Origin of the sequence: Bacillus sp. NSP9.1 (genome assembly GCF_000465465.2) — a bacterium.
In the GTDB taxonomy this organism is placed as follows: domain Bacteria; phylum Bacillota; class Bacilli; order Bacillales; family Bacillaceae; genus Bacillus; species Bacillus sonorensis_A.
Genome location: NZ_CP048273.1, coordinates 3,426,804 through 3,438,702, shown reverse-complemented (window position 1 = coordinate 3,438,702; position 11,899 = coordinate 3,426,804). Strand labels below are relative to the sequence as shown.

Below are 11,899 nucleotides of genomic sequence, written 5' to 3'. Positions count from 1 at the left end.
GTTTCGGAACCGAAAAAATTTCAGCATCGTATTTTTTCAAAAAAACATAATTGAATATAAATAAAGCCTGTAAAACTACTAGAAATCTGTAAAGAAAAGCCGATTGGGGGGAAAAATAAGAAAAAAAAACTATAGTTAAACATTTAACAAATGTCTGAAATTTGTTTATAATATAAATAGGCTTAATCTTCATTAAGCATATCGGAGTATTGAATGGTATATAAAACACCGCGATTGTTTTATTTGAAAAACGATTTTATGTAAGCATTTTCTTTTGAGCCAAAAGGTGGTGTTTACATTCTGCGTTGTTTTTGCTCCAGGGTTTTGGTTTAATTTTAAAAGGGGAAATCTTTAAATAAGGGAGAGATGTATATGACAGCAACACGCGGCCTAGAAGGGGTAGTCGCCACTACATCATCAGTGAGTTCAATTATTGATGACACCCTTACATATGTAGGGTATAACATCGATGATTTGACACAAAAAGCCAGCTTTGAAGAAGTTGTGTATCTGCTTTGGCATTTAAAGCTGCCGAACAGGGAAGAGCTTACCGAGCTAAAAAAACAGCTTTCTGAGAATGCCGGTATCCCCAAAGAAGTAATTGATCATTTCAAATCCTACTCAAATGGAAAAGTCCACCCGATGGCAGCACTGCGCACAGCCGTTTCTTTACTGGGATTGTTCGACGAAGAAGCAGATCAAATGGATTCGGATGCAAATTACAGAAAAGCGGTCCGTCTACAGGCCAAGATGCCTGCGCTTGTCGCCGCATTTTCAAGAATCCGCAAAGGGCTTGAGCCGATCGAGCCAAATCCGGAACTCGGCTTTGCCGCTAATTTTCTCTACATGCTGAATGGAAAAGAACCTTCGCCGATAGAAGTGGAAGCGTTTGACAAAGCTTTGATCCTGCACGCGGATCATGAACTGAACGCATCGACTTTCACGGCCAGAGTATGCGTAGCCACGCTTTCTGACGTCTACTCAGGTATAACAGCGGCAATCGGCGCCTTGAAAGGCCCGCTTCACGGGGGAGCAAACGAAGCTGTTATGAAAATGCTTTCAGAGATTGGTGAAGTGGAAAATGTAGATTCATATATTCAAGCCAAGTTCGAAAAGAAAGAAAAGATTATGGGCTTCGGCCACCGCGTATACCGTCAGGGAGATCCGCGTGCAAAACATTTGAAGGAAATGAGCAGGCGGCTGACGAATTTAACCGGTGAAAGCAAATGGTTTGAGATTTCCGAGCGGACTGAGCAAATCGTCACATCTCAAAAAAAGCTCCCGCCGAACGTAGACTTTTATTCTGCATCGGTTTATCATAGCTTAGGAATCGACCATGATCTTTTCACGCCTATTTTTGCGATCAGCAGGGTATCAGGATGGCTTGCCCATATTCTTGAACAGTATGAAAACAACCGTCTGATTCGCCCGCGCGCAGATTATACAGGCCCTGACATGCAGACATTCATTCCGATTGAAGAAAGAAGCTGACCGATGTAAAGAGGTTTGCCCGCGACTCGTCTGGCCGGCCTCTTACGGTTCTTTCTAAAACATTGAATCTATGAAAAAAACATGCTTGTCCCCCGCACTCACGGGGGAAACAGATGTTTTTCTATATGAATTACATATTATGGGAGGTTTTATTGTGGCACAAGGTGAAAAAATTACAGTCTCTGGCGGAGTATTAAACGTTCCAAACAACCCGATCATCCCGTTTATTGAAGGGGACGGAACCGGTCCTGATATTTGGAGAGCGGCTTCCAGGGTTTTGGAAGCAGCCGTTGAAAAAGCTTATAACGGCGAAAAAGAGATTACCTGGAAAGAAGTTTACGCCGGGGAAAAAGCATACAACAAAACCGGTGAATGGCTTCCAGAGGAAACGCTTGACGCGATCCGCGAATACCTCATCGCGATCAAAGGTCCTTTAACAACTCCTGTAGGCGGCGGAATCCGTTCATTAAACGTCGCTCTCAGACAAGAGCTTGACTTGTTTACATGCCTGCGCCCTGTCCGCTACTTCACTGGCGTACCATCCCCGGTTAAGCGCCCTGAGGATACAGACATGGTCATCTTCCGTGAAAATACCGAAGATATCTACGCCGGCATCGAGTATGCGAAAGGCTCTGAAGAAGTTGAAAAGCTGATTTCTTTCCTGAAAAACGAGCTGGGTGTCAACAAAATCCGCTTCCCTGAAACATCAGGCATCGGCATCAAGCCTGTTTCTGAAGAGGGAACATCAAGGCTTGTCAGAGCGGCGATCGAGTATGCGATTGAACACGGCCGCAAATCTGTCACACTCGTACACAAAGGAAACATCATGAAATTCACTGAAGGAGCCTTCAAAAACTGGGGTTATGAAGTGGCTGAAAAAGAATTCGGCGATAAAGTGTTCACATGGGCCGAATACGACCGCATCGTCGAAAAAGACGGCAAAGACGCGGCTAACAAAGCGCAAAGCGAAGCTGAAGCAGCCGGAAAAATCATCGTTAAAGACAGCATCGCCGACATTTTCCTTCAGCAGATTCTGACGCGTCCGGCCGAGTTTGACGTCGTTGCGACAATGAACCTGAACGGGGACTACATCTCAGACGCCCTTGCAGCACAAGTGGGCGGAATCGGCATCGCACCTGGAGCAAACATCAACTATGAAACAGGACATGCCATCTTTGAGGCGACACACGGAACAGCGCCTAAATATGCCGGACTGGACAAAGTAAACCCGTCTTCGGTCATCCTTTCCGGCGTTCTGCTTCTTGAGCATTTAGGCTGGAATGAAGCTGCCGACCTTATCATTCAATCGATGGAAAAAACCATCGCTTCCAAAGTCGTGACCTACGATTTTGCCCGCCTGATGGACGGCGCGACAGAAGTAAAATGCTCTGAGTTCGGGGATGAGCTCATCAAAAACATGTCTTAAGCGGCAACTGGGTTTCATAACAAAAAAACAACAATTAAAGGGGTAGAAAAAATGGGAAAGAAGCGAAATAAAGTATCTGTCATCGGAGCGGGTTTTACAGGTGCAACAACTGCATTCTTAACGGCTCAAAAAGAATTGGCCGACGTCGTTTTGGTCGACATTCCGCAGCTGGAGAACCCTACGAAAGGGAAAGCGCTCGATATGCTTGAAGCGAGTCCTGTCCAAGGATTTGACGCGGATGTGAAAGGGACGGCGAACTATGAAGACACGGCCGGTTCTGATATTGTCGTCATTACGGCGGGCATCGCAAGAAAGCCTGGAATGAGCCGGGACGACCTCGTGGCTACGAACGAAAAAATTATGAGAAGTGTAACCAGAGAAATTGTCAAATATTCGCCTGACTGTATCATCATCGTGTTGACAAACCCTGTTGATGCGATGACTTACGCCGTATACAAAGAATCGGGCTTTCCGAAAGAGCGGGTCATCGGACAGTCCGGAATTCTGGATACTGCAAGATTCAGAACGTTTGTCGCTCAGGAGCTGAACCTGTCTGTCAAAGACATCACCGGTTTTGTGCTGGGCGGTCATGGCGACGATATGGTACCGCTCGTTCGTTACTCTTATGCAGGCGGTGTTCCGCTTGAAACGCTTCTTCCAAAAGACCGGATCGATGCCATTGTCGAAAGGACGAGAAAAGGCGGGGGAGAAATTGTCAACCTGTTAGGAAACGGAAGCGCCTATTATGCGCCAGCCGCTTCTCTGACTGAGATGGTTGAGGCGATCTTGAAAGACCAGCGCCGCGTGCTGCCGACCATTGCCTTCCTTGAAGGCGAATACGGCTACAGCGGTATATACCTCGGCGTACCGACGATCATCGGCGGAAACGGTCTTGAAAAGATCATTGAGCTTGATCTGACCGAGTCTGAAAAAAGTCAGCTTGATCAATCCGTACAATCGGTTAAAAACGTGATGAAAGTACTCTCATAAAACAAACAGACAGGCAGGCTTAATAAAAAGCCTGCCTGTTTTTCGGATTACATAATATGGAAAATGAAAATGAAAGACATAAACAGTGGCTGTCAGCATATACCTAATCATAATCATCTGCCCGGACATTTACGTCTTTGAATGGAATTTGAACCAGTCATCTCACTTTTCACCATTGAACGGCCGGATGTTGGCAGAAAAAAGAGATTTTATTCAAAACAATGAAAAATCAAATTGTCGAACAGAAAGGCTTTCGTTAAAATAAGAGTGAAAACGTTTCGCACATATAAAAATAGAGATAGAGATGTCGGGGAAATATGAAGCCTGGAGGCATGTCATGAGCAAAAAGATATTAGTTGTAGACGATGAGGAATCAATTGTTACGCTTCTTAAATATAACCTTGAAAGGTCAGGCTACCACGTTGTGACGGCCATGGACGGAGAGGCGGGCCTGTTAAAGGCGATAGAAGAGAAGCCTGATCTGATCGTGCTCGATCTGATGCTTCCGAAAATGGACGGAATCGAAGTCTGCAAGGAACTTAGGCAGAAAAAGCTGATGTATCCGATTTTGATGCTGACCGCAAAGGACGATGAATTTGACAAAGTGCTCGGACTTGAGCTGGGCGCAGACGATTATATGACAAAGCCGTTCAGCCCGAGAGAAGTGACGGCTAGGGTCAAAGCGATTTTAAGAAGAACACAGACGATGTCTGTTCAGCCCGAAGAACCTGAAGAAATCGATGCGGGTGAATTGATTATCGGCGACCTAAAAATACTGCCTGAACATTACGAAGTGTATTTTCAAAATGAGCGTCTCGAGCTGACGCCGAAGGAATTTGAGCTCCTTTTGTATCTTGGAAAACATAAAGGAAGGGTGCTGACAAGGGATCTTCTCTTGAACGCTGTCTGGAATTACGACTTTGCCGGAGACACGCGCATCGTCGACGTCCATATCAGCCATCTTCGCGATAAAATCGAAAAAAACACGAAAAAACCGGAATACATTAAAACGATTAGAGGTCTTGGCTACAAAATGGAGGAGCCGAAACTGAATGATTAAATTCCGGACCAGGCTTTTAGCTGCCCTGCTGACGCTGTTGATTCTCGTATTTGCTTCACTCGGTTTTCTGCTTGTTCACTTGTTCCACTCCTCTTACAATGCAAAATTAAGCAGCCACATTGAAAAAGAGGCCGGCTTGCTAGCCTCGCTGACGGATGCCGGAAACCTTAAGTCTTCTGAACAAGGCGCAATTTTAGAGAAAGCAAGCCGTGAACTGGACAGTGATGTATCACTGATTGATACAAAAGGTCAGGTTCTTTTTCATTTTGGAGAGCATGCGGCAAACAAGTCCGTCATCAAACAAGCGGTTGAAACCGATTTGGATGGCGAAGGCGGAGGCTTCAGAATCAGGCCGAGTGATGAGTCTGTGTTCCGCTATGTCCAGCCGCTCAAAGAGGCGGGGGAGCTGCAAGGCTATATTCTGATCAGCTCTCCGGTCGATTCTCTGCAGGATATCAATCAAAAAATTTGGATTCTTCTAGGTGTCAGCCTGGGAACGGCTTTTTTAATCATTGCCGGGCTTGGGGCGAGAATTACGTCCCAATACACGAATCCGATTGAATCCGCGACACAAGTTGCCATTGAGCTTGCGAAAGGAAACTATAAAGCAAGGACGTTCAATGAAGATGAAACGATGCTGAGCCAGTCCATCAATATGCTCGCCCAAAATTTGCAGGACATGACAAGAGCGCAGGAAATGCAGCGGGACCGGCTGCAAACCGTGATTGAAAATATCGATTCAGGCCTGATTTTAATCGATGGCAAAGGCTATATCCATCTTGTAAACCGGGCCTATCAAAAGCAGTTCCATGTAGAAGCCGACCAGCTTCTCTACCACTTCTACCATGAAGTGCTTGAACATGAAGAGATCATCAATCTCATCGAAGAAATCTTTATGACGGAAACAAAGGTCCGCAAGATGTTTAAGCTGCCGATCAAAATCGAGAGAAGATATTTTGAAGTCGACGGTGTTCCGATTATCGGCATCAATGATGAATGGAAAGGCATCGTCCTCGTTTTTCATGATATGACGGAGAGAAAGAAGCTTGAAGAAATGAGGAAGGACTTTGTCGCGAATGTTTCTCATGAGCTGAAAACACCAATTACCTCGATCAAAGGATTCACAGAGACGCTGTTGGACGGAGCCATGAACGAACGGGAAACCCTTTTGCAGTTTCTCTCGATCATTTTAAAAGAAAGCGGCCGCCTGCAAAATCTCATTCAGGATCTATTGGACCTTTCGAAAATCGAACAGCAGAACTTCACCTTAAATATTCAAAAATGTGACATCGGCGAAATTCTCGAAGAGATCGAGATGCTGTTAAAGAATAAAGCGGAGGAAAAAGGAATTGCGCTGACCCTGGAAAAACCGGCAGTGCCTGCCGTTGCTTCCGGAGATCCGCACAGACTAAAGCAGGTTTTTTTGAATTTGGTTAACAATGCGATCACATACACACCGGAAAAAGGCAGTGTGACGATTCATGCGGAAGTGCTGGAAGATGCGGTTCAGGTCAAAGTAAAAGATACGGGGATCGGCATCAAGCGCTCGGAAATCCCGAGGATTTTTGAACGGTTCTACCGGATTGACAAAGACAGAAGCAGGAATTCGGGGGGAACAGGTCTCGGCCTTGCCATCGTCAAGCATTTGATCGAAGCGCATCACGGAGAAATCGATGTCGAAAGCGAGCGGGGAAAAGGCACTGTGTTTACGGTCCGCTTAACACGAGCTGCTGCAAACGGTGAGGAATAAAAGAAACTTTACAAAGGCTTTACAACTTTGATAAACACGTTTAAAACTTGGCTGATAGGATCATTAGTGAACCCCTTCATCCAAGGAGCCATATGGACGGACGCGATCATCAAGCGCGTCCCTTTTTTTGTTTTCTTTCTAAAAAAAGGACTCTGATTTTCCTTTCAAAATGAACTTTGCTAAAATAAAATAAGCAAATATGTGTATGAAGTTGAATGGAAGCTGGAAAATCACGGCTTCTTAGGAGGATCAAGATGACAGAACGAAAAAAATTAGTGTTGGTTGACGGAAACAGCCTGGCATACCGTGCGTTTTTCGCACTGCCTCTTCTCAGCAATGAAAAAGGAATACATACAAATGCCGTGTACGGTTTTACGATGATCCTGATGAAAATGCTTGAAGAAGAAAAGCCGACCCACATGCTGGTCGCTTTTGATGCGGGAAAAACGACGTTCAGGCATAAAACGTTTAAAGAATATAAAGGAGGCCGGCAAAAAACGCCGCCCGAACTTTCCGAGCAAATGCCGTTTATTCAGGAGCTTCTCGATGCCTACCGGGTCTCCAGGTATGAGCTTGAAAATTACGAGGCCGACGATATCATCGGAACGCTGGCTAAATCAGCCGAAACAGACGGCTTTGAGGTCAAGATCTTCTCCGGTGATAAAGATTTGACACAGCTGGCGACGGAAGGAACAACGGTGGCGATCACGAAAAAAGGCATCACAGATGTTGAATATTATACGCCTGAACACGTCCGGGAAAAATACGGGCTCACACCTCCGCAAATCATCGACATGAAAGGACTGATGGGCGACGCCTCAGACAATATTCCCGGCGTTCCCGGCGTCGGTGAAAAAACGGCGATTAAGCTCCTAAAGCAGTTCCATACGGTCGAAAAGCTTTTATCGTCAATCGACGAGGTCAGCGGAAAAAAACTGAAAGAAAAGCTTGAGGAATTTAAAGACCAGGCTTTGATGAGCAAAGAGCTCGCGACGATCACCACTGAAGCTCCCCTTGAGATTACATTGGACGCCCTTGGCTATGAAGGCTTTGACAGGGAAGCCGTCATTAAGCTCTTTAAGGACCTCGGCTTTCATTCGCTGCTTGAAAGGCTCGGGGAAGACACCGCAGAAAAAGAAGAGGAACAGTTCGAGGAGCTCGACGTCAAGATCACAAATGAGATCACTGAGGAATTGTTTGCGTCACCGGCTTCATTCGTTGTCGAACAGCTTGGAGACAATTATCACGAGGCCCCGATACTCGGTTTTTCGATCGTGAATGAAAACGGCGCTTTCTTTATCCCGAAAGAGACGGCCATTGCTTCCGAACGTTTTAAAGAATGGGCTCAGGACGACTCGAAAAAGAAATGGGTATTTGATGTAAAGCGTGCGGCGGTCGCTTTGCGCTGGCAGGGGGTTGAACTGAAAGGCGCGGAATTTGACGTTCTCCTCGCGGCTTACATCATCAATCCGGGCCACTCGTACGATGATGTCGCAAGCGTTGCAAAGACCCATCAGCTGAGCATTGTATCCTCCGATGAAGCGGTCTATGGAAAAGGTGCCAAACAGGCGGTTCCCGCTGAACAGGAACTTGCCGATCATTTGGCCAGAAAAGGAAAGGCGATTTCCCTGCTCCGCGACAAACTGCTTGATGAATTGGAAGAGAACGAACAGCTCGAGCTGTTTGAAGATCTCGAAATGCCGCTGGCCCATATTCTCGGTGAAATGGAATCCATCGGCGTCCAGGTCGATGTGGACAGGCTGAAAAAAATGGGTGAAGAGCTTTCAGGAAAATTAAAAGAGTATGAAAAGAAAATCCATGAGTCGGCTGGAGAGACCTTTAACATCAACTCGCCGAAGCAGCTCGGCGTGATATTGTTCGAAAAACTCGGCCTGCCTGTCATCAAAAAAACAAAAACGGGCTATTCCACATCGGCGGATGTGTTGGAAAAGCTGCGCGACAAACACGTCATTATCGAAGACATCCTGCATTACAGGCAAATCGGCAAGCTGCAGTCCACATATGTTGAAGGGCTTTTAAAAGTCATCCGCAAAGACAGCCATAAGGTGCACACGCGCTTCAATCAGGCTTTAACACAGACCGGGAGGCTGAGCTCGACAGATCCAAACCTGCAAAATATTCCAATCCGTCTTGAAGAAGGCCGGAAGATCCGGCAGGCGTTTGTTCCGTCTCAAAAAGGCTGGCTGATGTTCGCCGCGGATTATTCGCAGATCGAACTGAGGGTCCTCGCACACATCTCGAAGGATAAAAACCTGATCGAAGCTTTTACAAATGACATGGACGTTCACACGAAAACGGCGATGGATGTTTTTCATGTGGCTGAAGAAGAAGTCACATCGGCGATGAGAAGGCAGGCGAAAGCCGTCAATTTCGGCATCGTCTATGGCATCAGCGACTACGGGCTTTCGCAAAACCTGGGCATTACAAGGAAGGAAGCCGCCGCGTTTATCGAACGCTATTTCAACAGCTTCCAGGGAGTCAAGGAATACATGGAAGAAACCGTTCAGGAAGCCAAGCAGAAAGGCTATGTCACAACGCTTTTAAGCAGGAGAAGATACATTCCGGAATTGACGAGCCGGAACTTCAACCTCCGCAGCTTTGCCGAGCGGACGGCGATGAATACGCCGATCCAGGGAAGCGCCGCTGACATTATTAAAAAAGCGATGATCCAAATGGCGAAAAAGCTGAAAGAAAAAGGCCTTCAGGCCAAATTGTTGCTGCAGGTGCATGATGAATTGATCTTTGAAGCGCCTGAAGAAGAGATTAAAGAGCTTGAAAAGCTGGTCCCTGAAGTAATGGAGAGCGCATTGGAGCTCGATGTTCCGTTGAAAGTGGATTGTTCTTCAGGCCCATCATGGTATGACGCAAAATAAAAAAAGGAAGTGATCATGTGCCGGAATTGCCGGAAGTTGAAACGGTCCGGCGCACTCTTGCCGGACTTGTCAAAGGAAAAACAATAGATGCGGTTGATATTAGATGGACGAACATCATTAAACGTCCGGCGGAACCTGAAGAATTCGCCAGACTTCTTGCCGGTCAGACGATTCAGTCGATAGACAGAAGAGGAAAGTTTTTATTGTTTCATCTTGATCACTGCGTCATGGTTTCCCATTTGAGAATGGAAGGGAAGTACGGTCTCCATCAAAACGGAGAGCCCCTTGATAAACATGTGCATGTCATTTTCAAGTTCACGGACGGAACGGAGCTGCGCTATCGGGATGTCAGGAAGTTTGGCACGATGCATTTGTTTAAGCCGGGTGAAGAACAGACAGAGCTGCCGCTCAGGCAGCTCGGCCCGGAGCCGTTCAGCAGCGAATTTACAGCCGGATATTTAAGAGAGCGCTTGATGAAAACAAACCGCTCGGTGAAAACCGCGCTTCTCGACCAGCGGACGGTCGTCGGATTGGGGAATATTTACGTGGATGAAGCGCTGTTCAGAGCGGGAATCCATCCGGAAACACCTGCGAGCAGGCTGACGAAAAAACAGACGGTTCTCCTCCATAAAGAAATCGTCCAGACGTTAAAAGAAGCTGTTGAAGCCGGAGGGAGCACAGTCAGATCCTACATTAATTCACAAGGGGAAATCGGCATGTTCCAGCTCAAGCTGTACGTCTACGGACGAAAAGGTGAACCTTGTAAAACATGCGGATCTGAAATTGAAAAAACGGTCGTTGGAGGAAGAGGTACACATTACTGTGTGAAATGCCAAAAAAAATGACAGTAGCGGATAAAGGCAAATCGAGTCGTATCCTTGTTTAATCCTTTCGGTGCAACCCTTAGGTATTGTTGCTTTTTAGAATGAACAATACACAGATGGTTTTCTTTTCTCATATATATAAGAAGCCTAAAAAATATGCCTAAGGTTAAAAACTTGCACCGCTGCATCAACAGAAAGGAAGACCGGATATGATATTTGCATCTTTCTTGCTTCTGGCATTTGCCGTCAGCCTGGACAGTTTTTCAGTCGGATTAACCTATGGTTTGCGAAAGCTGAAAATTCCTTTTAAAGCGATATTGATCATCGCTTTTTGTTCGGGCGCCGTTATGCTGACTGCTATGATGATCGGATCGCTTTTGGAGAAGTTCCTCCCCGTTGTTGTAACGGAAAGGCTCGGCGCCGTTATTTTAATGGGGATCGGCGCTTGGGTGCTGTACCAATTTTTCAGGCCGGAGAAAGAGCAGGAAGTTGCCATTTCGAAAAAAACCTTGTTGAACCTTGAATTGAAATCCCTGGGAATCGTCATTCATATTTTAAGAACGCCGACAAGCGCCGATATTGATAAATCGGGAATCATTACCGGCATGGAAGCGGTACTGCTCGGCTTCGCTTTATCGATTGACGCCTTTGGCGCAGGGATCGGAGCAGCGGCACTCGGTTTTTCACCGGTTCCGATGAGCATAACCGTAGCCGTGATGAGTTCATTATTTGTCTTTTTTGGCATGAAGTCAGGCCGTTTTTTATCAAAATGGAACTGGATGGATAAACTGACTTTCCTTCCCGGTATATTGCTGATCATGATCGGAATTTGGAAACTGTAAGAAGGGGGTGCTAAGCACGTGACATTGGTCATCGGTTTAACCGGAGGCATCGCCAGCGGAAAAAGCACTGTCGCGCAAATGTTTCAGCAGGCCGGCATCACAGTGGTTGATGCCGATGTCATCGCAAAAGAAGCCGTCGAAAAGGGAATGCCGGCATATTGGAAAATCGTCGAGGCATTTGGCGATGGCATCCTGCTTGAGACAGGCGATATCGATCGGAAAAAACTCGGAGAGCTTGTATTTACGAACGAAGAAAAAAGGGTGCAATTAAACGAGATCGTCCATCCGGAAGTGAGAAAAGCGATGATCAAACAACGCGATGACGCCGTTTCGGCCGGAGAACAATTTGTTGTTCTTGATATTCCGCTTTTATATGAAAGCGGGCTTGAACATTTGACAGACAAAGTGATCGTCGTCTGGGTCCCAAAAGAGCTTCAGCTAAAGCGGCTGATGAAAAGAAACAAGTTCAATGAAAAAGAGGCGCTCAGTCGAATTCAAGCCCAGCTTCCCCTTGATGAAAAAAAGAAAAAGGCCGACGCGGTCATAGATAACAGCGGCAGCCTGAAGGACACGGAAAAACAGCTTCAAGACCTTCTGGAGAGATGGTCAAAATGAGTGCGGG

General features: G+C 46.3%; 9 protein-coding genes. All 9 read left to right on the top strand.

Annotation, left to right across the window (positions count from 1 at the left end):
* Nucleotides 1-372 precede the first annotated feature (372 nt).
* Nucleotides 373-1,491, top strand: a complete 1,119-nt coding sequence (gene citZ / locus M654_RS17915; protein WP_026588228.1) for a citrate synthase — start codon at nucleotides 373-375, stop codon at nucleotides 1,489-1,491.
* 154 nt (nucleotides 1,492-1,645) lie between these two features.
* A complete protein-coding gene (gene icd / locus M654_RS17910; RefSeq protein WP_026588227.1) occupies nucleotides 1,646-2,917 on the top strand; it encodes an NADP-dependent isocitrate dehydrogenase in 1,272 nt (423 codons plus the stop codon).
* A gap of 51 nt (nucleotides 2,918-2,968) precedes the next feature.
* Nucleotides 2,969-3,907, top strand: a complete 939-nt coding sequence (gene mdh, locus M654_RS17905) for a malate dehydrogenase (protein ID WP_026588226.1) — start codon at nucleotides 2,969-2,971, stop codon at nucleotides 3,905-3,907.
* 337 nt (nucleotides 3,908-4,244) lie between these two features.
* A complete protein-coding gene (locus M654_RS17900) occupies nucleotides 4,245-4,967 on the top strand; it encodes a response regulator transcription factor (protein ID WP_026588225.1) in 723 nt (240 codons plus the stop codon).
* The gene (pnpS, locus tag M654_RS17895) at nucleotides 4,960-6,717 is read left to right on the top strand and encodes a two-component system histidine kinase PnpS (RefSeq protein WP_026588224.1); all 1,758 of its coding nucleotides are present in this window, start codon (nucleotides 4,960-4,962) and stop codon (nucleotides 6,715-6,717) included. The genes M654_RS17900 and pnpS overlap by 8 nt, the downstream gene beginning before the upstream one ends.
* A gap of 254 nt (nucleotides 6,718-6,971) precedes the next feature.
* Entirely contained in the window at nucleotides 6,972-9,611 is a 2,640-nt protein-coding gene (polA, locus tag M654_RS17890) for a DNA polymerase I (RefSeq protein ID WP_026588223.1), read from the top strand.
* Between the two features lie 17 nt (nucleotides 9,612-9,628).
* On the top strand, nucleotides 9,629-10,456 hold the full coding sequence (gene mutM, locus M654_RS17885) for a DNA-formamidopyrimidine glycosylase (protein ID WP_026588222.1): 828 nt from the start codon (nucleotides 9,629-9,631) through the stop codon (nucleotides 10,454-10,456).
* Nucleotides 10,457-10,644: 188 nt separating this feature from the next.
* Nucleotides 10,645-11,277, top strand: a complete 633-nt coding sequence (gene ytaF / locus M654_RS17880; RefSeq protein ID WP_026588221.1) for a sporulation membrane protein YtaF — start codon at nucleotides 10,645-10,647, stop codon at nucleotides 11,275-11,277.
* An 18-nt stretch (nucleotides 11,278-11,295) separates the two neighbouring features.
* Nucleotides 11,296-11,892 carry a dephospho-CoA kinase gene (coaE, locus tag M654_RS17875; protein WP_026588220.1) on the top strand — a complete coding sequence of 199 codons (597 nt, stop codon included), beginning with the start codon at nucleotides 11,296-11,298 and terminating at the stop codon, nucleotides 11,890-11,892.
* Nucleotides 11,893-11,899 lie beyond the last annotated feature (7 nt).

Coding starts and splice junctions, on each gene's coding strand:
- citZ (WP_026588228.1), top strand. CDS start 373: ATGACAGCAACACGCGGCCTAGAAGGGGTAGTCGCCACTACATCATCA.
- mdh (WP_026588226.1), top strand. CDS start 2,969: ATGGGAAAGAAGCGAAATAAAGTATCTGTCATCGGAGCGGGTTTTACA.
- M654_RS17900 (WP_026588225.1), top strand. CDS start 4,245: ATGAGCAAAAAGATATTAGTTGTAGACGATGAGGAATCAATTGTTACG.
- pnpS (WP_026588224.1), top strand. CDS start 4,960: ATGATTAAATTCCGGACCAGGCTTTTAGCTGCCCTGCTGACGCTGTTG.
- polA (WP_026588223.1), top strand. CDS start 6,972: ATGACAGAACGAAAAAAATTAGTGTTGGTTGACGGAAACAGCCTGGCA.
- ytaF (WP_026588221.1), top strand. CDS start 10,645: ATGATATTTGCATCTTTCTTGCTTCTGGCATTTGCCGTCAGCCTGGAC.